The organism is Brevundimonas sp. EYE_349, assembly GCF_023147505.1.
GTDB lineage: Bacteria > Pseudomonadota > Alphaproteobacteria > Caulobacterales > Caulobacteraceae > Brevundimonas.
The window spans coordinates 41,150-66,486 of sequence record NZ_JAHXPB010000003.1 but is presented as its reverse complement, the minus strand read 5'-3'; the positions used below and the strand labels follow the sequence as shown (position 1 = coordinate 66,486).

The window sequence follows — 25,337 nt, the reverse complement described above, 5'->3', positions numbered from 1 at the left end:
AGCGGGCTTGGCGCTGGATTTCAGGCTCGACATGGGCGAGCGTGCGCCGCAACCGTTTGCGACAGGATCACCATGACGGATCTGCCTCCCGACGACGAGAGAAAATACCGGGCCCCTGCGCTGGAAAAGGGGCTGGACGTGCTGGAACTGTTGTCGGCTCAGGGGCAGGCTATGACCCCGTCGCAGATGTCGGTCACGCTGGGCCGGTCGGTCAGCGAACTGTTCCGCATGATCCAGGTGCTGGAGTTTCGCGGCTATATCGAACAGTCCTCGGACGGTTACAGCCTGACCAACCGCTTGTTCACGCTGGGCATGACTCAGGCGCCGATTAAGTCGTTGGCCGATGTCGCCCTGCCGGCGATGCGGGACCTGGCCGCTGAAACCCTGCAGTCCTGCCATCTGGTGGTGCCTTCGGGCGACCAGATCGTGGTGATCGCCCGCATCGAGAGCCCTGGCGACCTGGGGTATTCGGTGCGGATCGGTTATCGCCGCAGCATCCTGCACGCCACCTCCGGCCTGATGTTCTATTCGCGCGCCAACGATCAGGCGCGCGCGCATCTGAAGGCCCGCCTTGTCGCCCAACACGGGCCAGAGGCTGTCGAAGCCTTCATCGAACGCGCGATGGCCATGACTCAGGGCGATCATGTCGAGCGCGCCAGCGACTTCGTGAAGGGCGTGACCGATCTGGTGGCGCCGATCATGGGGGCGGACGGCGTGATCGCCACCCTGATCACTCCCTTCATCGAGCAGGCGCCGATGCTTTGCACCAAGGATGAAGCGGCCTCCCGGTTGGTGGGCGCCGCCTCGGCGATTTCTTCTCAGATGAGCGCGGTTTCGCAGGCGTGATCAAACGCCGTTGACACCATCGTCGACGCCCGTCATTTTCGCTGACAGTAACGACTTTCATTTGTGAAATGTCGCGCGTCGGCCTTGTTGGCGGGCGTTGGGAGGCGCGAGAACGCTGATGGCCGCCATCTATTCGGACCTGAAAGACAAGGTGGTCATCGTCACGGGCGGCGCCGGCGGCATCGGCGCGGCGATCGTTCGCGCGTTTCACGCCCAGGGGGCGAGGGTCGGCTTTCTCGACATCGACACGGCGCGCGGCGAGGCCATGGCGGCCGAGCTCGGCGCCGGCGCCCGGTTCGCAGCCTGTGACCTGACCGACATTTCCGCGCTGAAGGCGGCCATCCAGACGGTCCGCGACGCCTTCGGCCCCATCGACATCCTGATCAACAACGCCGCCCACGACGAGCGTCACGAGACGCTGGACGTCACCGAGGACTATTGGGACGGCCGCATGGCCGTGAACCTGAAGCACCAGTTCTTCGCCGCCCAGGCCGTGCTGCCGGACATGAAGGCGACGGGGAAGGGCGCCATCGTCAATCTGGGCTCGACCTCCTGGGTCATCGGCCAGGGCGGCATGGCGGCCTATACGGCGTGCAAGTCCGCGGTGATCGGGCTGACCCGCTCGCTGGCGCGCGACTTCGGCGGTTTCGGCGTGCGGGTGAACGCCGTCGCACCCGGCTGGATCATGACCGAGCGCCAGCTGGAGCTGTGGGTCACGCCGGAGACCGAGAAAGACATCTACGCCAACCAGTGCCTGAAGCGCCGGCTCGTGCCCGACGACATCGCCCGCGTCGTCGTCTTCATGAGCTCTGACGAGGCGGGGGCGATCACCAATCAACACTATGTCGTCGACGGCGGCTGGACCTGAATGACCGACACCTCAAAGCCCAAGAAGCCGCTCCGCAGCCGCGCCTGGTTCGACAACCCCGAGAACCCGGACATGACGGCGCTGTATTTGGAGCGCTATCTGAACTACGGCCTGACGCGCAGGGAGCTGCAGTCCGGCAAGCCGATCATCGGCATCGCCCAGACCGGCTCGGACCTGTCGCCGTGCAACCGCCATCACCTGGTCCTGGCCGAGCGGGTGCGCGAGGGCATCCGCGAGGCGGGCGGCATCGCCATGGAGTTTCCGGTTCACCCCATCCAGGAAACCGGCAAACGGCCAACGGCGGGCCTGGACCGCAACCTGGCCTATCTGGGGCTGGTGGAGAGCCTCTACGGCTATCCGCTGGACGGCGTCGTCCTGACCATCGGCTGCGACAAGACCACGCCCGCCTGCCTGATGGCCGCCGCCACCGTGGACATTCCCGCCATCGCCCTGTCGGTCGGCCCCATGCTGAACGGTTGGCACAAGGGCGAGCGCACCGGGTCCGGCACCATCATCTGGAAGGCGCGTCAGATGATGGCGGCCGGAGAGATCGACTATGACGGCTTCATCGAACTGGTGGCCTCGTCCGCCCCGTCGGTCGGCTATTGCAACACCATGGGTACGGCGACGACGATGAACTCGCTGGCCGAGGCCCTGGGCATGTCGCTGCCCGGTTCGGCCGCCATTCCGGCGCCCTATCGCGAGCGCGCCCAGTCGGCCTACGAAACGGGCCTGCGCATCGTGGAGATGGTGCGCGAGGATCTGAAGCCGTCCGACATCCTGACGAAGGACGCCTTCCACAACGCCATCGTTGTCAACTCCGCCATCGGCGGCTCCACCAACGCCCCGATCCATCTCACCGCCCTGGCCCGCCACGCCCACGTCGACGTGCCGCTGCAGGACTGGCAGACCGAGGGGCTGCACGTGCCGCTGCTGGTCAACCTCCAGCCCGCCGGCGAATATCTGGGCGAGGACTATTTCCACGCCGGCGGCGTGCCGGCGGTGGTGTCGGAACTGATGAAACAGGGACTGATCCGCGAAGACGCCCTGACCGTCACCGGCAAGACCATGGGCGAAAACTGCAAGGGCGCCGAGATCGTCCTGCCCGACGTCATCAAGACCTTCGACGCCCCGATCAAGACTGACGCCGGCTTCGTCGTCTTCAGCGGAAACCTGTTCAACTCGGCCATCATGAAGCTGAGCGTGATCTCGCCCGAGTTCCGCGAACGCTATCTGTCCAATCCCGAAGACCCGAACGCCTTCGAAGGCCCCGCCGTGGTGTTCGACGGGCCAGAGGATTACCACCACCGCATCGACGACGAGAGCCTGGGCGTCACAGAGCAGACCCTGCTCTTCATGCGCGGCGCTGGTCCCATCGGCTATCCGGGTGCGGCCGAGGTCGTGAACATGCGGCCGCCGGCCTATCTGATCAAAAAGGGCGTCAGCGCCCTGGCCTGTATCGGCGACGGGCGTCAGTCGGGCACCTCCGGCTCCCCTTCCATCCTGAACGCCTCGCCCGAAGCAGCGGCTGGGGGCAACATCGCCCTGTTGAAGACCGGCGACCGGGTGCGCATCGACCTGAACACGGGTCGCGCCGACATCCTGATCTCGGATCAGGAACTGGCCGAACGTCGCCAGGCGTTCGAGGCGGCGGGCGGCTACAGCTATCCCGCCTCCCAGACGCCCTGGCAGGAGATGCAGCGCGCCGTGGTCGGACAACTGGAGACCGGCGCTGTGCTGGAACCCGCCGTCAAATACCACCGCATCGTCGACACCCTGGGCCTGCCGCGCGACAACCACTAAACCGACGTCGACGTCTCGTGCTTCGACCGGCGCGAACGATGGAGTTTCCAAGCCAATGAGCAGCAGCATGCCCGAACTTGTCTGGGATCTCCAGGCGGAACTGGGCGAAGGCCCGGTCTGGGATGTCGAGCGCCAGGTGTTGTGGTTCGTCGATATCAAGGGCCGCAAGCTGCACCGCTATACGCCGACGACGGGCGAAAAGCGGTCCTGGGACACGCCTGACCAGACCGGATTCGCCCTGCCGGCCGAGGACGGGTCGCTGGTCTGCGGCGTGCGTGGCGGCCTGTATCGCTTCCATCCCGACGAAGGCGATTTCTCGCGCTTTCAGCCGGTGGAAGAGGACCGACCGCAGAACCGGCTGAACGACGGCTTCGTGGCGCCCGACGGCTCGCTGTGGTTCGGTTCGATGGACGACAGCGAACAGGTCGAGAGCGGGGCCCTCTATCGCTGGTTCCGGGGCGAGTTGACGCGCCACGACGACGGCTATGGCGTCACCAACGGCCCCTGCCTCAGCCCGGACGCCCGAACCCTCTATCACCACGACACGGTGAAGAAGACGATTTTGGCGTTCGATCATGAGGCGGGCGCCCTGTCTAACCGCCGCGTCTTCGCCATGACCGAGGACGGCTATGCCGACGGACCTAGCATGGACGCCGACGGGGTGCTGCATGTCGGCCTGTTCAACGGCTGGGGCGTGGCGCGTTTCGCGCCCGACGGCGCGCCTCTGGCCAAGATCGAAGCGCCGGTTCAGACGGTGACCAAGGCGGCCTTTGGCGGGCCTGACCTGCGCGACCTCTATATGACCACGGCCTGGCTGGGGAATGCGGACAAGCGCGCCGAACAACCGACCCTGGGCGGGCTTTATCACGTCCGGGTCGAGACGCCCGGCCTGGCGCTCCATCGGATACGCCTGTGATCGTCCTTCAGGCCGGGGACTGGCGCGCGACCGTGGCGCCGGAACGAGGCGGGGCGATGCTCAGTCTGGATTGGCTGGGCCGTCCGGTATTTCGGCCGACGCCGGACGCGGGCGAAGACATTCTGCAGACGGCCTGTTTTCCTCTGGTCCCCTACGCCAACCGGATCGCGGACGGCCGCTTTGCGTTCGGCGGCCGGTCCGTCCGGCTGACCCCGCTGGAGCGGTTCGCCCCGCACGCCCTGCATGGGGACGGGTGGCTTTCATCATGGACCGTGACGCGCCAGACGCCAGAAGCGGTCGAGATGGAGCTGGAGTGGCCGGGCGATCCTGAGGGCTGGCCCTGGCCGTGGCGCGCGCATCAGCATGTTTCGCTGGCGCCGGACGGGCTGACGATCACCCTGACCATCATCAATACGGGCGACGAGGCGATGCCGGCGGGCCTGGGCCTGCACCCCTATTTCCATCGATCCGCCGATGCGGTTCTGACGCTGAACGCCACCGGAGTCTGGGCGACCGACGACCGGGCGATACCGCATCGTCTGGTCCAGCCGGGCGCGGTCGCCGATTGGTCCGGGGGGCGGGCCTTGAAGGCCGCGTCCTTTGTGGATCATGCCTATGCGGGGTGGGACGGCGCCGCCGTCCTGAGCGGCGCCGACCGGCGCATCATCCTATCGTCCGAAGCCCCGGCGCGATGGGTGCAGGTTTACGCCCCGGTCGTGGCCGACTTCGTATGCGTGGAACCTGTCACCCACCGTCCCGACGCTCACAACGCCCCGAGGGACGAGGACCATGGCCTGACCGTTCTGGCGCCGGGACAGACCTTGTCGCTGGTCATGCAGGTTCGGGCCGAAGCGGTCTGACGCCACGCCCCAGGCCGATCATCCGGCCCGGGGCGACGTCTTCGATCAGCGGCGGACGCGGCTTTCCAAATCGCCGATGCGGCGGGTCAGATAGGCGGTGTCGTCCGAGGACGGGCTGGTGCGGCTGTAGGCGGCTTCCAGACGCGTCAGGTCGCCCAGTTCAACCCGGATGTCGGCCGCGTCGGCGCGGGTGACGGCGCCGGCGCGTTCGGCCGTCGTCACGCTGGCTTCCAGGTTCGCCAGGCGGGTGCGGGCGGGCAGGGCGGTGGTCGGCGTCTGGCCGGCCGGGCCGTCGCCGACGCGCAGGTCCAGCGCATCCAGGCGCGCGTCCAGATCGGCGCGCTCCGTCGCATTGATCGAGCCGTCGGCCTTATAGCGGTTCTCGACCTGGATAAGCGCCTGATAATCGGCCTTCAGGCGCGTGGCCTCGGTGCGCGTGATGCGGCGCGCCGTGACGGCGGCGTCGACCCGCGCGTCGAAGGCGGCGCGGCCTTCCGCGACTGTGCTGACGTCGCCATAGCCCGCCGCGCCCGAGTCCAGCGTCTGGGTCAGGGCGGTGTAGCGCGCGTTCAGATCGGCGCGTTCCTGGGCCGAAATGCCGTCGGCGGCGTAGCGATTCTCCAGATCGACCAGGGCGGTGTAGTCGGCCCTCAACCGCGTGGCGGCCGAGGCGGACACGGTTCCGGCGCGGACGCCAGCATCCACCCGGCCGGTGAACTGCGTCTGGCCGTCACGTAAGGGCCGACCGCCGCGCAGCCAGGCCTGGTCCATGGCCGATAAGCCCAGCCGGTCGCCGAACAGGGCGCCGACGACGGCCCCCAGTCGATCCTGATTGGTCGGGGTCTGGGCCGAGGCGGCGCCGGCCGTCAGCGTCAGGCCCAGGGCGGTGGCGCCGGCCAGCGCCAGACGGGTCGGAACGGTGCGGGGAGAGGTCATGATAGATAGCCTTCGTGTTCTGTTTCGAGCCGAAAGAACGACGGTCGGCGCGCTTGGTTGCCGCCGAACCGGCCGCCGCCGCTAGCATCGACCCGTCCACTTCCCTTATGAGAGGCCGTTGCCCCCGTGACCGGACCGTTCTGACGCCATGACCCAATCGCCGCCCCGCATCGGGGGCCAGGACGTCGAAAGCTGGGGCGATCCCGAGGATCCCATCGTGCTGCTGATCGGTCGGCCCGACGCCCTGTTCGGCGACTGGCGGCGGTCGGTGCGTGCGCTGACGGAGGCCGGCCGCCACGTCCTGATCGCCCCCGCCTTCGATAGGGCGGACGATCCGACGGGCCAGCTTCGGCGCCTCTTGACCGATTTGCCGTCCCGCCCCGCCCTGATCTGCGCCGAGGCCAGCTTGCCGTCCGTGATCCCGGCGCTGCAGGTCACCGGCGCGGCCCTGGCCAGTTGTCTGGTGATCTCGGCCTCCGATGCGCCGGTGCAGTCGCCACCGGACCCTGCGGCGCTCGACCTGCCCGTTCGGCTCATGGCCCGCGACGACGGCGCTGACACCAGCGAGGCGGAAGACGCCCTGATCGGCTTTCTGGAACGTCATGCCCCGCGCGAGGCGCTGCACTATCACGCCGGGTCCGACCCGCGCACCCTGCGGGACGCACTGGGCTGTTTCGCGACGGGGGTGACGGTGGTCACGACCTTGGACGAGGAGGGGCAGCCCATCGGCCTGACGGCCAACTCCTTCTCCTCGGTGTCGCTGGACCCGCCGCTGATCCTCTTCTGCCTGGCCCGGTCGTCCGCCAATGTGGAGCGGTTCCGCCAGGCGGCGCATTTCGCCATCAATGTCCTGCACATCGGCCAGCAACCGACGTCGGGCGCCTTCGCGCGCCCCGGCGACCGGTTCCAGGACGTGGCGTGGGAGGCCTGGGACACCGGCGCCCCCATTCTGTCGGGCGCCTTGGCCAGTTTCGAATGCGCCACCGACCAGATCGTAGAGGCGGGCGACCATCTGGTCTTCATCGGCCGCGTCACCCGCGCCCGGTTCGAACCGCGCCGCGACCCGCTGCTTTATTTCCGGGGCAAGTATCGCCGACTGCACTTCTCCTGATCCGGTCGGTTCGCTATCTGTCTTTCCAAGATTAAACAGGAAACCGCCATGTCGTCCGCCGATCCCGTCGTCATCGTCTCCTACGCCCGCACCCCGATGGGCGGTTTTCAGGGCGCGCTGTCGGACGCCAAGTCCACCGACCTGGGCGCCGCAGCGGTGAAGGCGGCGCTGGAGCGGGCCGGTCTGGACGCCGCCAAGGTCGAGCAGATCATCATGGGCTGCGTCCTGCCCGCCGGTCTGGGCCAGGCCCCGGCGCGCCAGGCGGGCATGGGCGCGGGCCTGCCCGTCTCGGCTGAGGCGACCACCATCAACAAGATGTGCGGTTCAGGGATGCAGGCGGCGATGATGGCGCATGACGCCCTGGCCGCCGGTTCCGCAGACGTCATCGTGGCGGGCGGCATGGAGTCCATGACCAACGCCCCCTATCTGATGCAGAAGCACCGCGGCGGCGCGCGCATCGGCCACGACGTCATTTCCGACAGCATGTATCTGGACGGGCTGGAGGACGCCTACACCCCCGGCAAGCTGATGGGTCAGTTCGCCGAGGACACGGCCAAGGTCTATCAGTTCACGCGCGAGCAGCAGGACGCCTACGCCATCGAAAGCGCCGGACGCGCCAAGCGGGCGCAGGATTCCGGCGATTTCAACGCCGAGATCGCGCCGGTCGAGGTCAAGACCCGCAAAGGTCCGATCACCGTCGACCGCGACGAACAGCCGACCAAGTCCGACCCGTCCAAGATCCCCAATCTGAAGCCCGCCTTCGGCAAGGACGGCACCATCACCGCCGCTTCCGCCGCCTCGATCTCGGACGGCGCCGCCGCCCTGGTCATGATGCGCCAGTCGACGGCCGAGGCCCTGGGCCTGACGCCCGTCGCCCGCGTGGTGAGCCAGGCGGCCCACGCCCACGAACCGCACCTGTTCACCACCGCCCCGGTCTTCGCCCTGCAGAAGGCGCTGAAGAAGGCGGGCTGGACCGCCGACGACGTCGATCTGTGGGAAGTCAACGAAGCCTTCGCCATCGTGCCGATGATCGCCATGCAGGAACTGGGCATCCCCCACGACAAGATCAACGTCAACGGCGGCGCCTGCGCCCTGGGCCACCCGCTCGGCGCATCGGGCGCCCGCGTCCTGACCACCCTCCTGTCCGCCCTGAAGGCCCACGGCAAGACCAAAGGCATGGCCGCCCTCTGCATCGGGGGCGGCGAAGCGACAGCGATGGGCGTGGAGTTGGTTTAAAGCGCCTCAGAAGTCCGCGGCTTTGGTCAGGTGTTCAAGCGGGACCTTGTAGAGATCCTTATCCATCGAAGTGCCTTTCTCAAGGGTTTGACGCACCTTCTCAGTTCGTCGACGGGCGGTGATCAACCAGTACCTGGCGTCCATCACTCGTGTCACGAGGTCGGTACTAGGCATTTCGAACAATGGGACATTGCAGAGCAGATCAATGCACTCGTCTAAGTCTTCTTCGGTGGCGCTGACATTCCCGAGGGCGAACGTCGCCTTAGCGTTCCGCGTCATTTTAGAATGCGCTCGCCTGACAGCTTCATAGGAGCGTGTTAGCACGGCGCGAACAGCGGTAATCTTTGCTTCGGCAGCATCTTTCTCTCGGGCGATATGCTCTCTGTTTTGTCGGGAGAAAATTGCAAATGCTGCCCAAACCGCAGCTATGCTTCCAACAGCTTGAACCCAATCCGTGGTAGTCGACCAATCGACAGTCATGCAGCGTTTTCCAGTTATCAATGCGGCGATGCAGATCGCACAGCTATTGTAAACTTGTGGTTGCGAAGGGTGAGGTTGTTTGGGGATAAGTTTTTCGCATGCCCTACGTCACAATTGGCCTTTTTGAAGCTAGATAATCCCTGCTTCGATGGAGAAACGCCCTAAGCCGCGAACGCCGCCCGGATCGGCTGCACCGTCTGATCGGGGCGTTTCACCGGCAGGTCGAAGCTGACCACGGTGCCGACGCCCGGCTGGCTTTCCATGCTCAGCTGACCGCCGTGCATTTCGATCAGGGACTTGGTCAGGGCAAGGCCCAGGCCGGTGCCTTGGGTGGTCTTGGAATGCTGGCCCTCGACCTGTTCGAACGGGCGCGCCAGGCGCACCAGGTCCTCGGGCGCGATGCCGATGCCGGTGTCGGCGCAGGCGACGCGGACGCGCCCCTCGCCCGCCGGTCCCTGGAACGGTTGCAGCGACACGACGATGGACCCGCCCTCGGGCGTGAACTTCACCGCGTTGGAGATCAGGTTCAGCATCACCTGTTTGACGCCGCGCTGATCGGCCTCGATGTCGGGCAGGTCGTCGGCCTCGACCGCGATCGTCAGCCCCGCGTCCTGCACCTTGCCGCGCATCAGGCGCACCGCGTCCTCGCACACCGCCTGCAACGACACGGCCTCATAGTGCAGGGTCATCTTGCCGGCCTCGATCTTGGCCATGTCCAAGACGTCGTTGATCAGGCTGAGCAGATGCTGGCCCGATTTCAGGATGTCGGCGGCGTAGCCCTTGTATTTCTCGTTCAGCGGCCCGAACAGCTCGCTGGCCATGATCTCCGAGAAACCGTTGATGGCGTTCAGCGGGGTCCGCAACTCGTGGCTCATGTTCGCCAGGAACTCGGACTTGGCCTGGTTGGCGGCCTCGGCCCGGGTCATGGCGACCTCGTATTTGCGGGCCAGCAGCGACAGCTTCTCCTGGCTGGATTCCAATTGATCGACCGTGGCGCGCAGGTCGTCGGCGGCGCGACGGCGCTCGGCCTCCTCGCGCTTGATGGCGGTGATGTCGGCGGCGGTGACGACCGAGCCGCCCTCGGAGGTGAAACGTTCCGACAGCTGCAGCCAGCGCCCGTCGTGCAGTTCGACCTCGCGCAGCCCCGCCCGGCCGCCGGCCGGCGGATGCTCGGCCTTGATGGCCAGGGCGGCGATGCGGTTCAACTCGTCCTTCAGCGCCCCGCGCCGCACGACGCCGCGCCCAAAGCCGAAGGCGTCCTCGAACGCCTGGTTCCACAGGATCAGCCGACCTTGACGGTCGAACAGGACGAAGGCCTCGGAAATGCTTTCCACCCCGTCGCGCAGGCGGCTCTCGGCGGCCTGGGCGGCGGCCCTGGCGCGACGGGCCTCGGTGATGTCCAGCGCCACGCCCAGAATGGCCGTAAAGCCTGTGTCGCCGCGCGGGCCGCGCGCCTGGCCTCGCGCGTCGATCCAGCGCGTGCGCCCGTCCGCGCCGGGTACGGGGAAGGTGATCTCGAACGCGCCATAGGCCGCCGCCTGGCGCAGGGCGTGGCGGAAATCCTCGTGGAAACGGGGATGGACGCGGGCGATCACCTCCTCCGCCTCGGCCGCGCCCCCGCGTGAGAAGCCCAAAAGGGTCGCCATATAGTCGGACAGGGACACCTCGTTCCTGGCCAGATCCCACTCCCACACGCCGCACCGCGCGGCCTCCACGGCGATGCGGAACCGCTTTTCGGTGGCGATCCGCTCGCGGTGCTGGCGATTGCGGCGCAGGCCGTAAAGGCCGAACAGACCTATGACCGCCAGACCCAGCAGCAGCGGCGCGCCGATCAGCCAGGCGTCGTCCATCATCCCCGCCGTCGCATCGTCTGACACCGCCACGACATAGGGGCCCTGCGCCCCCGCGCGCGCCGTCGCCGTCAGCCGGTTTTGGCCGCCGATGGACAGGGGGGCGGGCGCGGTCAGGGGCGCAAGCGTCGCGATGTCCGCGCCGATCAGGGCGCGGATCGGCTGGCCGATCTCGGCGGCGCGGGGCGACGCCAGAACCACGCCGGCGGGCGAGACGATCCGCACGCCCTTCGCCTCGGCCAGCGGCGCGGTGATGCGCGCCTCCAGACGACCGGCTGGGGTCAGGGCCGAGGCGGCGGGCAGGGCGCCGTCGCCCGCCTGGGCTAGCACCGTTTCGTCCGGCCCGATCAGGGTGAAGCCGACATCCGGCGCCGCGCGACGTGCGGCATCGATCATTTCCACGGCGGGGCGGCCTGCGGCGGCGGCGGCTGCGGTCAGGCCCGCGTCGGCCGCGCGCGTCAGGACCTCGATGCGGCTGGCGGCCAGGCCGGCGTTCAGCATCAGGTTCTCGGCCGTCAGTCGATCCGCCTCGCGCGCTGGCCGACTGATTTCACGAGACGCCAGAAGCCCAAAGCCCGTGGACAGAAGGGCGGCGACCAGCACGCCGATGCGCAGCCAGGCGGGCGCGCCAGGGGCGCGGTCGGACGCGCGCCGCCCTCGCCCATGTTCCCGCCGCTCCGCGTCGCGCAAGCCACCCCTCCCGACCAATACCGGCTGAGACGGGAATCTAGGCTGCGTCGCGGATTCGTGTCGACCCTTCGCGGGGTCTTTTCGGCCGATTTAGGCCAGGACGGCCGGGGCTGGCAGGCGCTCGGGCGCGGCTTCCAGCACCCGGTTCACGCCCTGCAGCAGGCCGCGGGCCTGCCGCGCCAGGCCCAGTACGGCGGGCGGGGCGTCGTCGGGGTTTTCCGACACCAGGTCCACCAGACCCTGCGCCACCTGCATCAGTTGGGGCGCGCACGCGATCAGACGCGCCTGACGCTCGATCTGCTGGGGGTCGCGGTCGTATTCGGCGCCCGGCACGCGCCAGCCGCCCCAGTCGGCGCGGTCCGTCACGACCACCGGATAGGTGCCGGGCTGGGGGTGATGCAGGCAATCCTCAGGCTGTTGCCACTTGTTGCGGGCGCGCAGCACGCGCCAGTCGCCGCCGCCCTGGTCCGCGCCGGGATCGTCGGCGGCCAGCATCAGTTCGTTGGCCGTGAACTCGCGCCCCAGACCGACGTCGTAGGTGACGCGCACGGGCTCGTCGAACCCCTTGGCCCAGACAGGCTGAACCTGTTCGACGAACGCCCAGGCGCCGACGCACTCGACCCAGACCTTTTGACCCTTCTGGAACTGCGCGCGCGCCATGCCATTCTCCGAAACCAACGGCCAGGATGGATGACGATCGTTGACGCGCGGTGTCAGGGCGCGGTTACGCAGACCTTAACGCGAGATGCTTTCCAGCGTCTCGCCGGCGTATTTCTCCTTCACCCGCGTCGACAGGTCGCCGAGCGACACCACGCCTACCACGCGGCCGTGCTTGTCCACCACGGGCGCACGGCGGATCTGCTTCGATCCCATCAGATCCAGCACGACCTTCAGGTCGTCGGTGTCCAGCACGGTCTGGGCGTCGCGGGTGATGAACTCCACCACCGTCGCCGACGGCGCGGCGCCGGTCGCCAGGGCGCGCACCACGATGTCGCGGTCGGTGATCGTGCCGATCAACTGATCGCCGTCCGCCACGGGCACGAAGCCGAAGCCGCCCTTGGCCATGCGGCTGGCGACGTCCTGAAGGGTGTCGCCGGGGCGGGCCAGGTGAACGTCCTTGGTCATCACGTCGCGAATTTTCATGGCGGGTTTCCTGAGCTGAAGGTTGCGCTGAAAACCCGCCGCGAGCGTGGCGGTTCCGATCAGGGCGTTCGCCGCGGGGGCAGGGTCTCGGCCGCCCGCACCAGTTGGACGAATTCGGCACGGTCGCCATAGGGATCGTCGCCCCTGGCCCCTTGCGCCTGATCCAATATCCGGTCCCAGCCATAATCGCCGGCCATCCACGGATCGCCCCGCAGCTTCTGCCCGAAGGCGGCGACGGCCAGCGCCCACCGCGTGGCCTCGGGCGGCTGGGCGCTGACGGGGCCGGTCGTGCGATTGGTCAGGGGCTGCTGGATCAAGTCCGACCGGCTCTGGCCCGGCTGTTTGTAACGCACCTGGATGAAGCCGATCTCGCCGTTCGGATCGCCGCCGCCCACGCCGATCCGATTGTCGGGATAGCGGCGCTCGCCGATCTGGGCCGGCCCGCCGACCGGGGTGATCTCGTACAGGGCCGTGACGCTGGCGCCCGATCCGACCTCGCCTGCGTCGACCTGGTCGTTGTTGAAGTCCTGCTCGTTCAGCAGCCGGGTCTCATAGCCGATCAGACGCCATTCGGCGACGCGGGCGGGGTTGAACTCGACCTGTATCTTGACGTCGTCGGCGATGGGGAAGGCGCCCTTGTCGAACGCCGGGCCGAACAGGCGACGCGCATCCCTCAGGTCCCCGACATAGGCCGCGACCCCATTGCCGGCCTGGGCGATGGCCTGCATCCGCGCATCCTGATAGTTGCCGCGTCCGAAGCCATAGACCGACAGATAGACGCCGGTCCCGCGCTTGTCGGCGACATAGTCCTCCAGCCGCTTGTCGTCGGTGACGCCGACGTTGAAGTCGCCGTCGGTGAACATCAGGATGCGGTTGACCTTGTCGCGGGCGAAGCTGGCCTGGGCCTGGTCATAGGCGTTGGTCATGCCGGTCGCCCCGGCCGTGCCGCCGGATGCGCGCAGGCTGGCCACCGCGCAGCGCATCTTCAGCTTCTGGTCGCCGGGCGTCGGCTGCAGCGTCGTGCCCGCCCCCTCGGCGTAGTAGGTGACGGCCAGGGTGTCCTGGGGCCGCAGCCGGTCGATGGCCAGGTTCATCGCCTTCTTGGCCAGGTCCAGCTTGTCGGGCGACCGCATCGACCCCGACACATCGACCAGGAAGGTCAGGTTCAGCGGCCGCTGCTGGTCCGTCGGCAGTTCATATCCTTGAAGGCCGATGTGCACGATCTGCCGGCCCGTCGCCCAGGGCGAGGCCGCGACGGCCGTCGTGACGGCGAACGGCTGGCTCTGCGACGTGGGCCGGGCGTAGTCGTAGTCGAAGGCGTTGATCAGCTCCTCGACCCGCACCGCGTCCTTGGGCGGCGTCCGGCCTTCGCTGATGAAGCGGCGCACATTGGAATAGGACGCGGTGTCCACGTCGATGGAGAAGGTCGAGACCGGCTGGTCGCTGGTCCGTTTCACCGGATTGGGCGTGGCGTCGGGATAGCGTTCGGTGTCGGCCGGCGGCGGCGTCATGCCCGGCGACGCCATGACCCGAGAACCGGATACGACGATGTCGTTCACCGCGCCTGACCCTGACGATGAACCTTGAATGACGTTCGGCCGCATAGGCGCCGGCGGCGGAGGCGGAGGCGGCGGAGGCGGTGCGCCGTAGGGAACGCGGTCCTCCCTGCGGGTCGGCGCAATGTTCATGGGCGGTGTCGGCGGCCCGACCCGCCGCACCACCGGAGGGGCAACCACGGGCGCAGGCTGTCCCAGGTCGAAGCCCAGCGGGCCGCAGGCCGCCGGCGTCGCCTCCCCATCCAGGGGTTTGGCCAAAGCCACGGAGGGCAGGGCGACCGGCGGTGCGGCGAACGAGATGCTGAGCAGCGACAGGGCGGCGATCCTGGCCAGACGGGGCATGACGTCCTCCGGTTGTTGATTGAACAACACTGATCTTCGGTCCTGGGGCGAAACTGTGGCGCCCGCGACGCGCGCCGACATCGGATCGCGCGCCGTGTCTTTCGCGTCCTCTCGCAATCGCGCGCGGCCTTCCCCACAATAGACGCCAAGCTTGATGGGACACGCGATGGCCGAAGCGACGGCGGGACTGGATCTGGGCGCGGCGGCGGCCCTGCTGGCGGCAGGCGTGCTCGCCGTGCCGGTGTTCAAACGCATCGGCCTGGGGTCGGTGCTGGGCTATCTGGCGGCGGGCCTCGCCATCGGCCCCTTCGGCCTGAAACTGTTCCGCGAGCCCCAGACCATCCTGCATGTCGCCGAGTTCGGCGTGGTCATCTTCCTGTTCATCATTGGGCTGGAGATGCGGCCCAAACGGCTGTGGGGGCTGCGGAAGGAGATTTTCGGCCTGGGCGCGGCGCAGGTCCTGTTCTGCGGTCTGATCCTGACGGGCACGGCCATGCTGGCCGGCTTTTCGCCCTCGGTCGCCTTCGTGGGGGCCATGGGCTTCGTCCTGTCCTCCACGGCCGTCATCATGCAGATGTTGGAGGAGCGGGGCGAGATCGCTGGCGGGCCGGGCCAGCGCGCGGTGTCCATCCTGCTGCTGGAAGACCTGGCCATCGTGCCCTTGCTGGCCATCGTCGCCGTCCTGGCCTCGCTGACCGGCCGCGCCGCCGAACACGCACCGCCCCTGTGGCAGACCATCGGCTTCGCCCTCGCGGCGGTCGGCGGGGTGCTGCTGGCGGGCCGGTATGCGGTCAATCCGATCTTCCGCCTTCTGGCGCGGTACGGCGGACGCGAGGTGATGACGGCCGCCGCCCTGCTGGTGGTGGTGGGCGCCGCCTGGGCCATGTCGCTGGGCGGCCTGTCCATGGCGATGGGCGCCTTCCTGGCCGGGGTGCTGCTCTCGGAATCCACCTTCCGCCATCAGCTGGAAGCGGATGTGGAGCCGTTCCGCGCCATCCTTCTGGGGTTGTTCTTCCTGTCGGTCGGCATGTCGCTGGACGTGTCGGTGGTGGTCGCCGACTGGCGGCTGGTGATCGGCGGCGTCGTGGCCTTCATGCTGGTCAAGGGCGTGGGCATCTATGCGATCGCGCGCCTGTTCAGAGCCCCGCATCATGAGGCGGTCGAGCGTGCCGGCCTGTTCGCGCAAGGCGGCGAGTTCGCCTTCGTCCTTTACGGCGCCGCCGTCGCCGCCGGCCTGTTCGACGCCCGGATCGGGGCGATGATGTCGGCGGTGGTCATCCTGTCGATGGCCCTGACGCCCCTGACCTCGCTCTTGATCGCACGGCTGTCGCCCCATCCGGTCCAGGACGCCGAAAGCGCCGAGGGCGTCGATTTCGCCAAGGACCTGCGCGGCCAGGTGCTGATCATTGGCTTCGGCCGTTTCGCCCAGGTGGTGTCCCAACCTCTGCTGGCCCGCGACGTGGACGTCTCCATCATCGAAAACGACGTGGAGATGATCCAGGCCGCCTCTCAGTTCGGGTTCAAGGTCTATTATGGCGACGGCACCCAGCTTCACACTCTACGGGCGTCCGGCGCGGAAGAGGCCGAGATCGTCCTGGTCTGCGTCGACAAGCCCGAGGCCGCCGACCGCATCGTCGAATTGGTCAAGTCCGAGTTCCCGACCACCAGGATCATGGCTCGCGCCTTCGACCGGGGCCATTCGATACGGCTGATCCAGGCGGGGGTTGATTACCAGATTCGCGAGACCTTCGAATCCGCCCTGAAGTTCGGCGAACGCGCCCTGGTCGAACTGGGCCTGGACGAGCGTGAGGCGGCCGAGACTATCGGCGACGTGCGCCGCCGCGACGACGCCCGTCTGGACTTGCAGCTGACCGGCGGCGTCACCGCCGGTCGCCAACTGATGCGCGGCAATATGCCGACGCCTCAGCCCGCGCCCTACATCAAGCCCCGCCGCGAAGGCCGTCTGCTTAACGAGGACGAGGCCGGGCCCCCTGCGCCTGTAAAAACCGCCGACGCCTGACGCGGCTGGAGGCGCGCGTGACGATGCGCTAGAGCGAGCCGTTCCCGTCTTTCGAGGTCGCTCCCCATGAAACGTCTCGCCATCGCCGCCGTGGCCATGCTCGCCGTAGTCGCGCCCGCCATCACCGTCACCGCCTGGGGCAACACCGGCCACCGTCTGATCGGGGTGGCGGCGATGCGGGCCCTGCCGGACGATCTGCCCGCCTTCCTGCGCACGCCGTCCGCCATCGCCGACGTGGGCGAGCTGGCGCGCGAGCCCGATCGCTGGAAGGGCGCCGGCCAGCCCCACGACCGCGAGCGCGACACCGCCCACTTCATCGACCTGGACGACCAGGGCCGCGTCTTTGACCAGCGCGGCATGAGCATCGACGACCTGCCGCGCCTCAAATCCGAATACGACACCGCGCTGACCAAGGCTGGCCTGAGCGTCAATGACGCCGGATATCTGCCTTACGCCATGATCGACGGCTGGCAGCAGCTGGGCCGCGACTTCGCCTATTGGCGCGTGCTGAACGCCGCCGAGAAGCGCGAGACGAACATGGAGCGCCAGGCCTGGTACCGCGCCGACCGCCTGCGTCGCGAGGCCCTGATCCTGCGCGACATCGGCGTCATGGGGCACTACGTCGGCGACGGCTCTCAGCCGCACCACACCAGCATTCACTTCAACGGCTGGGGCGATTTCCCGAACCCGGAAGGTTTCACCAACTCGCGTCAGACCCATGCCTTGTTCGAGGGCGAGTTCACCGCCCGCGTCGCGCGCCTGGACGCCATCGAGGCCGCCATGCCGGCCGCCCGGCTTGACAGCTTTGATCCCAAGACGCGCACCGTCGCCTATCTGAAGACCACCCTGGGCACGGTGATCCCCTTCTACCGCCTGGAGAAGGCGGGCGGGTTCAAGGATCAGGACCCGCGCGGCGCGGCCTTCGTCAACGAACGCCTGGCGGCGGGCGCGGGCGAATTGCGCGACTTCATCGTCTCCGCCTGGACCGCGTCCGGCAGCGCCTCCATAGGCTGGCCCGCCGTCAAGGTCGCCGAGGTCGAGGCCGGAACCGCCGACCCCTGGATCGCCATGGTGGGCGAGGACTGAGCCCCCTTACTTTCATCATCCCCCCGGTCTGCGCCGCTGCGCGGCTTGCCGGAGGATGACGAAAAAGAGGGGTGCTTTGCGAGCGTGGCCCGAGGCGTTAAGCAGCGCCCATGTCCGACTTCACACCCCCCGCCGTCATCCTCGACAAGTCGCAGATGGCCGAGAACATCGGCGCCGTGGCGCGGGTCATGGCCAACTTCGGCTTGACGGACCTGCGCCTGGTCAGCCCTCGCGACGGCTGGCCCCAAGAACGGGCCTGGGCCACGGCCTCGGGCGCCGACTGGGTGCTGGATGGGGTGCGGGTGTTCTCGACCGTCGCCGAAGCCATCGCCGACCTGAACACCGTCTTCGCCACCACCGCCCGCCCGCGCGAAACACGCCAGCCCGTCCGCACGCCGCGCGAAGCTGGCCGGGTTCTCTATGACGACACCGCCTCGGGCCTGAAGACGGGCCTCCTGTTCGGCGGCGAGCGCGCCGGTCTGGAGACGACCGACATCGCCCTGTGCGCCGGCATCGTCACCATTCCGATTGATCCCAAACATCACTCGCTGAATCTGGCCCAGGCCGTGGCGATCAACGCCTATGAATGGCGCACCCTGATCCTGGACGCCCCGCCGCCCCGCTTCCGCGACAGCGAACCGCCGGCGTCTAACGCCCTGCTGGTCGGCATGTACGAGCATCTGGAGGAAGAGCTTGAAAACGGCGGCTTCTTCTATCCGCCCGAGAAGAAACGCTCGATGAGCCAGAACCTGCGCGTCATGCTGGGCCGCGCCGCCTTCACCGAACAGGAAGTCGCCACCATGCGCGGCGCCATCCACGCCCTGTCGCGCGGTCGCGGCCGGGTGCTGGCCAAGCTGGCGGCCGAGCGGGCGGCGAAGGAAAAGACGGACTAATAGGGGATCGCCCCTCCTCTTCCTCCGTCATCCTCGGGCTTGACCCGAGGATCGGGTGTGACAGGCGTCGGTTATCCCACCGGCGATTTGCGTGCGGACAATCCGATCCTCGGGTCAAGCCCGAGGATGACGGAGGGGGAAAAGACGGCGTAGGAAAAGCCCATGACGCCGATCCTCATCTATCCCCTTGCGGCCTTGGCGGAGATCGGCGGCTGTTTCGCCTTCTGGGCGTGGCTGAAGCTGGAGCGTTCGCCGCTGTGGCTGGCGCCGGGCGTCGTCTGTTTGATCGCGTTCGCCTGGCTGCTGACCCTGATCCCCACCGACGCGGCGGGGCGGGCCTTTGCGGCCTATGGCGGCGTCTATATCTGCGCCTCGCTGATCTGGATGGCGGTGATCGAAAAGACGCCGCCTGATCGGTGGGACGTGCTGGGCGGGCTGGTCTGCCTGGTCGGCGCGGGGATCATCCTGGTCGGGCCGCGCGCGGTCTAACCCGCCCCCAACAGGTCCGACCAGCGCCAGTTGCCCTTGCCCAAAGCCAGTTGCGCGCCGCCGGGGCGGTCTTCCAGCTTCAACACCGCCAGGCCGGTCATGCGCTGGGCCTTGCATTCGGCCGGGGCGAAGGCGACCTCCAGGGCGATGGCCTGGCGCACCCCGGCCAGGCCCTTGCCCGACTGGTTTCGGCTCTGCAGCCAGTCGCCGTTCCACACCAGGATGGCGCGACCGGAGGCGTTCATCTGCTGCGCGGCGTCGATGACGGCGCGGCGCACGTCCTGGTCGTCCCGCACCGCATCCTGGACCCAGCGCACCATGTCGCATGATCCGCCGCCGCGCCCTGTTCCGGCGCCGCCCGGCCCGGCGCCTACGCCCGCGCCGACGCCCTGACCGCCGCCGCCTCCCGGCCCCGCGCCCACGGTCAGGGCCCCCGCGATCTCGGCCGGACCCAGCAGGGGCAGGGGCGGCCCCGGCGGGGCGGGGGCGACGTGCAGCGGTTCGACGTCGGGCGGGCGCTTGACCATGACCGGGCGCGGCCGGGCCGCCGCCACGGCCGGCGGGCGACGCTGCGGCGCGGGTCTGGGCGGTGCGGCGGACGCGGCGGCGGCTGGCGCGTCCGGCTTGGGCGACGGTTGGGGCGCGATCACGCGAGCGGGCGGCGGCGGCGGCGGCAGGGGCGGCAGGGGCGGCAGGGGCGGATCGACCAGCTCCACCATCACCAACGGCGGCTCCGAAAGCTCGGGCGTGGTCGGGGGCTGCCCGGTCATCAACAGACCCAGGCCCAGGTGCGCCGCCAGAATCGGCGTCGCCGCCAGCGCCCATCGCCGTGTCCGCGCCGGTCTCAATCGCCGATCCGTGATGAGGCCGACAGCCTTGGTCGCATGGTCATCGCAACGAAACGCCTGTAAAAAATCACGACGCCCCGTTGAAAACATTCGGGCGCGTCAGGAAAGAGGCGCAGGCCCAATACAACCGGGCGACGTTTCAGGTTTCGTCGAGATTAGTCGGCCCGCCCTCCGGCATGGCCGTTGGCGGACCAACGTCGCATCTCGCCCGCCGGTTCCATGATCTGGCGAAAATCGCTGAAATGCGCCCGTTCGCTTATGGTCAAGCTGACATCTTCCTGCCCAACGCACGTCATTACTCCGCCTTTCAGCCTACGCCATTTTCATCTGGCGCATGAACTGGGCGTGGCGCCCCCGGCAAGAAGGAGACAGAACTTGAGCAGATCGAAACTCAGGACGGCGGTCGTCGGCGGCGCCCTCATCGCCCTCGGCTTTGCGGCCAGCGGCTGCGCCAGCCATCGTTTCGTGCGTGATCAGGTCGAAGTCGTCGACAACCGCGTGACCACGGTCGAAGGCACGGCGGGCCAGGCGCTTCAGCGCGCCAACGACGCCCACAAGCTGGCCGAGGGCAAGTTCCTCTATCAGGTGGTGCTGTCCGACGACTCCGTGAAATTCCCCACCGACGCGGCGGCCCTGTCGCCCGAAGCCGAGCAACGTCTGGCCCAGTTCGCCCAGCGCCTGCAAAGCGAGAACCGCAACGTCTATCTGGAAATCCAGGGCTATACCGACGCGACCGGCACGCCCCAGCATAACGATCAACTGGGCGAACAGCGCGCCGAGGCCGTGCGTCGCTTCCTGAACCGTCAGGGCGTGGCCCTGAACCGTATGGCGACCATCTCCTATGGTCAGGAACAGCCGGTGGCCTCCAACGATACGCCCGAAGGCCGGTCGCAGAACCGCCGCGTGACCATCGTCGTCCTGGCCTGATCCGCTTCGGCGCCGAACATTGGAACGGCGGCCGCTTCGCAGCGGCCGCCGTCTTCGTGTCTACAGACCGTCGAAGAAGCCAGGCACGGCGACAGTCGCCGGCCCATAGACGCCCTCGTCGAACAGGCGCGCCCCGGCGGTCGGCTCCAGATTGATCTCCACCGTCCGGGCCCCGGCGTGGCGCGCCGCCTGCACGAACCCCGCCGCCGGATAGACCGCCCCAGACGTGCCGATCGACACGAACAGGTCGCACGCCGCCAGCGCCGCCTCGATCCGATCCATGTGCAGCGGCGTTTCCCCGAACCAGACGATGTGCGGCCGCATGCGGCCTTGCGGGTGATCCGGCGAAGGTTCGTCCGCCGCCATGTCGCCGGGCCAGTCGCTGACCACGCCCGACCGGGTGCAGCGCCCCTTCAGCAGTTCGCCATGCATGTGGATCAGTTCGAATCCCGGCGCGGGGGGCGCCGCCTCGTGCGCGCGGTCGTGCAGGTCGTCGACGTTCTGGGTCACCAGCATGAAATCCCCCTCCCAGCGCGCCGCCAGATCGGCCAGGGCGCGATGGGCGGCGTTGGGTTCAACCTCGGCCAATTGGCGACGGCGCTGGTTGTAGAAGTCCTGAACCAGGGCCGGGTCGGCGGCGTAACCTTCCGGCGTCGCGACGTCCTCGACCCTGTGTCCGCACCACAGCCCGTCCGATGCGCGAAAGGTCGGCACGCCGCTCTCGGCCGAGATGCCGGCGCCGGTGAGGATGACGAGGTTCATGCAGGTTTCCGGCTGGGGACGACGACGGCTTCGCCTTGGCGAGGCTGAAGACCGATTCTATAGCCAATCATGCGCCAGATTCTGACCTTCATGTCCGCTCTCGCCGCCAGCGCCGTTGTGGCATGCGGCCTGCCGTCGCCTGCTGTTGCAGCGCCTCAGACCGTCGATCTGATGATACGGTCGGCCAATGTCATTGATGTGAAGACCGGACAGGTCACGCCCGGCCAGACGGTCCTGGTGAGGGGCCATGACATCTTCGCCGTGACGCCGGACGCCGAGGCGGCGCAGAATTTCACCGCCGCCCGCACCTATGAGGCGGCGGGCCGTTATGTGATGCCCGGACTGTGGGACAACCATGTCCATTTCGGCGGCGCGGGTCTGGAGGACGAAAACGCCGACCTCTTGCCCCTCTATGTCGCCAACGGCGTGGTCGCCGTGCGGGATGCGGCGGGCGACCTGGCTCAGACGGTGCTGGACTGGCGGGCGGCGCCGCCGCGCCCGATCGGGCCGCGCCTGTTCACCTCCGGTCCAAAGATCGAGGGGATCGCGCCGGTCTGGAAAGGCGTGATCGAGGTCGGCGGCGAGGCTGATGTCGACGCGGCCCTGGACCGTCTGCAGGGTCTGAAGGTGGATTTCGTCAAGATCACCGACAGCACCCTTAAGCCCGAATTATTCCTCTACGCCGTGCGTCAGGCCAAGGCGCGGGGCATGAAGACCTCGGGCCATATTCCTATGGGAATCACGGTGCTGGACGCCGCAGAGGCCGGCCTGTCGACCATCGAACACCTCAGCTATCTGATGAAGGCGGGATCGCGCGACGAGGCGGCGATTTCGGCGGATTATCTGGCCGGGCGCCACACCTATGCCGAGGCCATGGCCCGCTATGCCGCGACCTTCGATCCCGCCACGGCGCGCCGCGTCTATAGCCGCCTGGCCGAACTGGGCGTCATGGCCTCGCCCACCCAGCATGGATCGTCGACCCTGGCCTGGCTGGACCGCGACGACCACAGCCGCGACCCCGAACTGGCCTATATTGGTCCGGGCATTCGCGGCACCTATGGATGGCGGGTTGAGCGCGCGGCCCGCGCGACGCCCGAACAGGTCCAGGCGCGCCATCAGGTCGAGGCGACGACCCTGAAGACCCTGCCCCTGCTGCGTGAGGCCGGGGTGCGGATCTTGGCGGGGACGGACGCGGGCTTCCTGAATTCATTCAACTATCCCGGCTTTTCGCTGCACGACGAACTGGCCCTCTACGTCGCCAACGGTCTGACCCCGCGTGAGGCGCTGGAGGCGTCGGTGATCAACGGCCCGGCCCTGATGGGCGTCAGCGACCGTTACGGCGCGGTCGCGCCCGGAAAGGCGGCGGACCTGATCGTGCTGGACGCCGACCCGCTGACCGACATCGCCGCCACGCGCCGGATCAATGCGGTGGTGCGGGACGGACGCCTGCTGGATCGGGCTGAACTGGATGGGGTGCTGGCCGACATCCGGTCGCGCGTGCAGGCGCACGAGGCCGCGCAATAGGCGCTCAGGCCCGGACCGACAGGCTGGCGCGCAGCCAGTCGATCATCAGCCGCACCTTGGGCGGCACGTGGCGCGGATGGGGATGCACGGCCCAGACGCCTTCGTCGGGCGGTCGATGGTCGGGCAGGACAGGCATGAGGGCGCCCGACGCCAGGGCCTCGGCCACATAGAAGTCCGGCAGTTGGCACAAGCCCAGACCCTGCAGCGCCGCATCCAGCACGGCGGCGCCCGAGTTGCAGCGCCAGCGGCCGGTCGGGCGCAGGGTCACCTCGCGCCCGCCCTCGGTGAAACGCCAGTGTTCGGATGAGCCCAGCAGTCCGTCATGGCTGGCGATCTCGGACAGATCGCGCGGCGCCCCTCGCCGCGCCAGATAGTCGGGACTGGCGCACAGGATCAGCCGCCGCGACGCCAGCCTGCGGGCGATCAGGCGCGAATCGGTCAGATGGCCGAACCGGATCGCCAAATCATAGCCGTCGCCGACCAGGTCGCGCAGACGGTTGTCCAGGTCCAGTTCGATGGACAGTTCGGGATGGGCGCGGGCGAAGCGGTTGACCGCCGGGGCCACGAACCGTTCGCCATAGGAGACCGAACAGGTCATCCGCAACAGACCGCGCGGGGCGCTGTCGTCGGGCTGGACGGCGGCCAGGGCCTCGTCACGCTCGTCGATCAGGCGGCGGCAGCGGGCCAGGAAGTCGCGTCCCGCATCGGTCAGTTCGACCCGGCGCGTCGTGCGGTTCAGCAGCCGCGTCTGCAGCCGATCCTCCAGGCGCGCGATCTCGCGGCTTACGGCGGATGTGGACAGGCCCAGCCGTCTGGCGGCGGCGGAGAAGCTGGCCTGCTCCGCCACGGCGGTGAACTCGTCGATCCCGTCCCAGCGGCTGCTCATGCGGATGATCGTGCACGATTATCCCCGTTCAGCAATAATGTTTTGCGTTTGTCGCCGTTTCGACCGCGCTCTAACGGGCGTAGTAACGCACCAAATCCCCCTCAAGCAGCGAGCCGCCGCGCGGCGAGCGATGGGGGCTCCAGAGGACCTGAGATCATGAAAACCCGCGCCGCCGTTGCGTTCGAAGCCAAACGTCCCCTCGAAATCGTCGAGGTCGATCTGGAAGGGCCGCGCGCGGGCGAGGTGCTGGTCGAGATCAAGGCCACCGGCATCTGCCACACCGACGCCTATACGCTGGACGGTCTGGACTCGGAGGGCATCTTCCCGAGCATCCTGGGCCACGAAGGCGCGGGCGTGGTGGTTGAGGTGGGGCCGGGCGTGACCTCGGTCGAGGTTGGGGATCACGTCATCCCGCTGTACACGCCCGAATGCCGCCAGTGTAAGTCGTGCCTGTCGCGCAAGACCAACCTGTGCACCTCGATCCGTGGCACACAAGGCAAGGGCCTGATGCCCGACGGCACCAGCCGCTTCTCCTACAAGGGCCAGGCCATCGCCCACTATATGGGTTGCTCGACCTTCTCGAACTACACGGTTCTTCCCGAGATCGCCCTGGCCAAGATCCGCAAGGACGCGCCGTTCGACAAGGCCTGCTACGTCGGTTGCGGCGTGACCACCGGCGTCGGCGCCGTGGTCAATACGGCCAAGGTCGAGCCGGGCGCCAACGCCGTGGTCTTCGGCCTGGGCGGCATCGGCCTGAACGTCATCCAGGGGCTGAAGATGGTCGGCGCCGACATGATCGTGGGCGTGGACATCAATGGCGACAAGGAGGAGTGGGGCCGTCGCTTCGGCATGACCCATTTCGTCAATCCCAAGGATGTGCCTGACGTCGTGGCCCATCTGGTCGAACTGACCGGCGGCGGCGCGGACTACACCTTCGACTGCACCGGCAACACCGTCGTCATGCGCCAGGCGCTTGAGGCCTGCCACCGCGGCTGGGGCGAGAGCGTGGTCATCGGCGTGGCGGAATCCGGCAAGGAGATCGCCACCCGTCCGTTCCAACTGGTGACCGGCCGCGTCTGGCGCGGTTCGGCCTTCGGCGGCGCGCGCGGCCGTACCGACACGCCCAGGATCGTCGACTGGTACATGGACGGCAAGATCGAGATCGACCCGATGATCACCCACACCTTCGGGCTGGAAGACATCAACAAGGCCTTCGACCTGATGCACGAGGGCAAGAGCATCCGCAGCGTCGTGGTGTTCTGACC

The 25,337-nt window shown here is 68.1% G+C and carries 23 protein-coding genes; 14 read left to right on the top strand and 9 right to left on the bottom strand.

Annotation, left to right across the window (positions count from 1 at the left end):
• The first annotated feature begins 72 nt into the window (after positions 1-72).
• From KZX42_RS06555 to KZX42_RS06535, 5 genes are all read left to right on the top strand, one after another.
• Positions 73-846 carry a helix-turn-helix domain-containing protein gene (locus tag KZX42_RS06555; RefSeq protein ID WP_248118195.1) on the top strand — a complete coding sequence of 258 codons (774 nt, stop codon included), beginning with the start codon at positions 73-75 and terminating at the stop codon, positions 844-846.
• Between the two features lie 118 nt (positions 847-964).
• Entirely contained in the window at positions 965-1,714 is a 750-nt protein-coding gene (locus KZX42_RS06550) for an SDR family oxidoreductase (protein WP_248118193.1), read from the top strand.
• A complete protein-coding gene (locus tag KZX42_RS06545) occupies positions 1,715-3,517 on the top strand; it encodes an IlvD/Edd family dehydratase (RefSeq protein WP_248118191.1) in 1,803 nt (600 codons plus the stop codon).
• Positions 3,518-3,584: 67 nt separating this feature from the next.
• The gene (locus tag KZX42_RS06540; protein WP_248118189.1) at positions 3,585-4,433 is read left to right on the top strand and encodes an SMP-30/gluconolactonase/LRE family protein; all 849 of its coding nucleotides are present in this window, start codon (positions 3,585-3,587) and stop codon (positions 4,431-4,433) included.
• A complete protein-coding gene (locus tag KZX42_RS06535; protein ID WP_248118187.1) occupies positions 4,430-5,293 on the top strand; it encodes an aldose 1-epimerase in 864 nt (287 codons plus the stop codon). The genes KZX42_RS06540 and KZX42_RS06535 overlap by 4 nt, the downstream gene beginning before the upstream one ends.
• 45 nt (positions 5,294-5,338) lie before the next feature.
• Here the strand turns inward: KZX42_RS06535 and KZX42_RS06530 are convergent, their stop codons facing one another.
• A complete protein-coding gene (locus KZX42_RS06530) occupies positions 5,339-6,229 on the bottom strand; it encodes a hypothetical protein (RefSeq protein ID WP_248118186.1) in 891 nt (296 codons plus the stop codon).
• 148 nt (positions 6,230-6,377) lie between these two features.
• Here KZX42_RS06530 and KZX42_RS06525 point away from each other — a divergent pair, with 148 nt between their 5' ends.
• Both KZX42_RS06525 and KZX42_RS06520 read left to right on the top strand, forming a co-directional pair.
• Positions 6,378-7,340: a flavin reductase family protein gene (locus tag KZX42_RS06525; protein WP_248118184.1), complete on the top strand. Its 963-nt coding sequence runs from the start codon at positions 6,378-6,380 to the stop codon at positions 7,338-7,340.
• A gap of 48 nt (positions 7,341-7,388) precedes the next feature.
• Positions 7,389-8,576 (top strand): acetyl-CoA C-acyltransferase, encoded by a 1,188-nt coding sequence (locus KZX42_RS06520; RefSeq protein WP_248118182.1) that lies wholly within the window; start codon positions 7,389-7,391, stop codon positions 8,574-8,576.
• A gap of 6 nt (positions 8,577-8,582) precedes the next feature.
• Here KZX42_RS06520 and KZX42_RS06515 read toward each other — a convergent pair whose 3' ends face one another.
• The 5 genes from KZX42_RS06515 to KZX42_RS06495 all read right to left on the bottom strand — a co-directional run bounded on the left by KZX42_RS06515 (position 8,583) and on the right by KZX42_RS06495 (position 14,637).
• On the bottom strand, positions 8,583-9,056 hold the full coding sequence (locus KZX42_RS06515) for a hypothetical protein (RefSeq protein ID WP_248118180.1): 474 nt from the start codon (positions 9,054-9,056) through the stop codon (positions 8,583-8,585).
• A 161-nt stretch (positions 9,057-9,217) separates the two neighbouring features.
• Positions 9,218-11,596 (bottom strand): ATP-binding protein, encoded by a 2,379-nt coding sequence (locus KZX42_RS06510; RefSeq protein WP_248118178.1) that lies wholly within the window; start codon positions 11,594-11,596, stop codon positions 9,218-9,220.
• A 90-nt stretch (positions 11,597-11,686) separates the two neighbouring features.
• The gene (locus KZX42_RS06505) at positions 11,687-12,256 is read right to left on the bottom strand and encodes a hypothetical protein (RefSeq protein WP_248118176.1); all 570 of its coding nucleotides are present in this window, start codon (positions 12,254-12,256) and stop codon (positions 11,687-11,689) included.
• Between the two features lie 75 nt (positions 12,257-12,331).
• A complete protein-coding gene (locus KZX42_RS06500; RefSeq protein WP_248118175.1) occupies positions 12,332-12,739 on the bottom strand; it encodes a CBS domain-containing protein in 408 nt (135 codons plus the stop codon).
• Positions 12,740-12,798: 59 nt separating this feature from the next.
• Entirely contained in the window at positions 12,799-14,637 is a 1,839-nt protein-coding gene (locus tag KZX42_RS06495; protein WP_248118173.1) for a von Willebrand factor type A domain-containing protein, read from the bottom strand.
• A gap of 166 nt (positions 14,638-14,803) precedes the next feature.
• On the opposite strand from KZX42_RS06495, the gene KZX42_RS06490 reads away from it, so the two are divergent.
• The 4 genes from KZX42_RS06490 to KZX42_RS06475 all read left to right on the top strand — a co-directional run bounded on the left by KZX42_RS06490 (position 14,804) and on the right by KZX42_RS06475 (position 19,125).
• The gene (locus tag KZX42_RS06490; RefSeq protein WP_248118171.1) at positions 14,804-16,657 is read left to right on the top strand and encodes a monovalent cation:proton antiporter-2 (CPA2) family protein; all 1,854 of its coding nucleotides are present in this window, start codon (positions 14,804-14,806) and stop codon (positions 16,655-16,657) included.
• A 66-nt stretch (positions 16,658-16,723) separates the two neighbouring features.
• Positions 16,724-17,743, top strand: coding sequence for a S1/P1 Nuclease (locus tag KZX42_RS06485; protein ID WP_248118169.1), 1,020 nt, complete (start codon positions 16,724-16,726; stop codon positions 17,741-17,743).
• Between the two features lie 110 nt (positions 17,744-17,853).
• Positions 17,854-18,636: an RNA methyltransferase gene (locus KZX42_RS06480; protein WP_248118166.1), complete on the top strand. Its 783-nt coding sequence runs from the start codon at positions 17,854-17,856 to the stop codon at positions 18,634-18,636.
• Positions 18,637-18,798: 162 nt separating this feature from the next.
• On the top strand, positions 18,799-19,125 hold the full coding sequence (locus KZX42_RS06475; RefSeq protein WP_248118164.1) for a YnfA family protein: 327 nt from the start codon (positions 18,799-18,801) through the stop codon (positions 19,123-19,125).
• Here the strand turns inward: KZX42_RS06475 and KZX42_RS06470 are convergent.
• Positions 19,122-19,973, bottom strand: coding sequence for a hypothetical protein (locus KZX42_RS06470; RefSeq protein ID WP_248118163.1), 852 nt, complete (start codon positions 19,971-19,973; stop codon positions 19,122-19,124). The genes KZX42_RS06475 and KZX42_RS06470 overlap by 4 nt on opposite strands.
• Positions 19,974-20,348: 375 nt before the next feature.
• On the opposite strand from KZX42_RS06470, the gene KZX42_RS06465 reads away from it, so the two are divergent.
• Positions 20,349-20,900, top strand: a complete 552-nt coding sequence (locus KZX42_RS06465; RefSeq protein ID WP_248118162.1) for an OmpA family protein — start codon at positions 20,349-20,351, stop codon at positions 20,898-20,900.
• Positions 20,901-20,960: 60 nt separating this feature from the next.
• On the opposite strand, the gene KZX42_RS06460 is transcribed toward KZX42_RS06465, so the two are convergent.
• Complete coding sequence (locus KZX42_RS06460; RefSeq protein WP_248118161.1) at positions 20,961-21,662, bottom strand: NAD-dependent deacylase; 702 nt, start codon at positions 21,660-21,662, stop codon at positions 20,961-20,963.
• 69 nt (positions 21,663-21,731) lie between these two features.
• Between KZX42_RS06460 and KZX42_RS06455 the strand changes: the two genes are divergently transcribed.
• The gene (locus KZX42_RS06455) at positions 21,732-23,186 is read left to right on the top strand and encodes an amidohydrolase family protein (RefSeq protein ID WP_248118160.1); all 1,455 of its coding nucleotides are present in this window, start codon (positions 21,732-21,734) and stop codon (positions 23,184-23,186) included.
• Between the two features lie 4 nt (positions 23,187-23,190).
• On the opposite strand, the gene KZX42_RS06450 is transcribed toward KZX42_RS06455, so the two are convergent.
• Positions 23,191-24,072: a LysR family transcriptional regulator gene (locus tag KZX42_RS06450; RefSeq protein WP_248118159.1), complete on the bottom strand. Its 882-nt coding sequence runs from the start codon at positions 24,070-24,072 to the stop codon at positions 23,191-23,193.
• Positions 24,073-24,228: 156 nt separating this feature from the next.
• Between KZX42_RS06450 and KZX42_RS06445 the strand changes: the two genes are divergently transcribed.
• Positions 24,229-25,335, top strand: a complete 1,107-nt coding sequence (locus KZX42_RS06445) for an S-(hydroxymethyl)glutathione dehydrogenase/class III alcohol dehydrogenase (protein WP_248118158.1) — start codon at positions 24,229-24,231, stop codon at positions 25,333-25,335.
• The last annotated feature ends 2 nt before the right edge of the window (positions 25,336-25,337 follow it).

Excerpts from the sequence above, each read along its gene's own strand:
- KZX42_RS06520 (WP_248118182.1), top strand. The coding sequence starts at position 7,389 with ATGTCGTCCGCCGATCCCGTCGTCATCGTCTCCTACGCCCGCACCCCG.
- KZX42_RS06445 (WP_248118158.1), top strand. The coding sequence starts at position 24,229 with ATGAAAACCCGCGCCGCCGTTGCGTTCGAAGCCAAACGTCCCCTCGAA.
- KZX42_RS06485 (WP_248118169.1), top strand. The coding sequence starts at position 16,724 with ATGAAACGTCTCGCCATCGCCGCCGTGGCCATGCTCGCCGTAGTCGCG.
- KZX42_RS06490 (WP_248118171.1), top strand. The coding sequence starts at position 14,804 with ATGGCCGAAGCGACGGCGGGACTGGATCTGGGCGCGGCGGCGGCCCTG.
- KZX42_RS06475 (WP_248118164.1), top strand. The coding sequence starts at position 18,799 with ATGACGCCGATCCTCATCTATCCCCTTGCGGCCTTGGCGGAGATCGGC.
- KZX42_RS06555 (WP_248118195.1), top strand. The coding sequence starts at position 73 with ATGACGGATCTGCCTCCCGACGACGAGAGAAAATACCGGGCCCCTGCG.
- KZX42_RS06545 (WP_248118191.1), top strand. The coding sequence starts at position 1,715 with ATGACCGACACCTCAAAGCCCAAGAAGCCGCTCCGCAGCCGCGCCTGG.
- KZX42_RS06500 (WP_248118175.1), bottom strand. The coding sequence starts at position 12,739 with ATGAAAATTCGCGACGTGATGACCAAGGACGTTCACCTGGCCCGCCCC.
- KZX42_RS06495 (WP_248118173.1), bottom strand. The coding sequence starts at position 14,637 with ATGCCCCGTCTGGCCAGGATCGCCGCCCTGTCGCTGCTCAGCATCTCG.
- KZX42_RS06525 (WP_248118184.1), top strand. The coding sequence starts at position 6,378 with ATGACCCAATCGCCGCCCCGCATCGGGGGCCAGGACGTCGAAAGCTGG.
- KZX42_RS06530 (WP_248118186.1), bottom strand. The coding sequence starts at position 6,229 with ATGACCTCTCCCCGCACCGTTCCGACCCGTCTGGCGCTGGCCGGCGCC.
- KZX42_RS06450 (WP_248118159.1), bottom strand. The coding sequence starts at position 24,072 with ATGAGCAGCCGCTGGGACGGGATCGACGAGTTCACCGCCGTGGCGGAG.
- KZX42_RS06540 (WP_248118189.1), top strand. The coding sequence starts at position 3,585 with ATGCCCGAACTTGTCTGGGATCTCCAGGCGGAACTGGGCGAAGGCCCG.
- KZX42_RS06505 (WP_248118176.1), bottom strand. The coding sequence starts at position 12,256 with ATGGCGCGCGCGCAGTTCCAGAAGGGTCAAAAGGTCTGGGTCGAGTGC.
- KZX42_RS06480 (WP_248118166.1), top strand. The coding sequence starts at position 17,854 with ATGTCCGACTTCACACCCCCCGCCGTCATCCTCGACAAGTCGCAGATG.
- KZX42_RS06460 (WP_248118161.1), bottom strand. The coding sequence starts at position 21,662 with ATGAACCTCGTCATCCTCACCGGCGCCGGCATCTCGGCCGAGAGCGGC.
- KZX42_RS06550 (WP_248118193.1), top strand. The coding sequence starts at position 965 with ATGGCCGCCATCTATTCGGACCTGAAAGACAAGGTGGTCATCGTCACG.
- KZX42_RS06515 (WP_248118180.1), bottom strand. The coding sequence starts at position 9,056 with ATGACTGTCGATTGGTCGACTACCACGGATTGGGTTCAAGCTGTTGGA.
- KZX42_RS06455 (WP_248118160.1), top strand. The coding sequence starts at position 21,732 with ATGCGCCAGATTCTGACCTTCATGTCCGCTCTCGCCGCCAGCGCCGTT.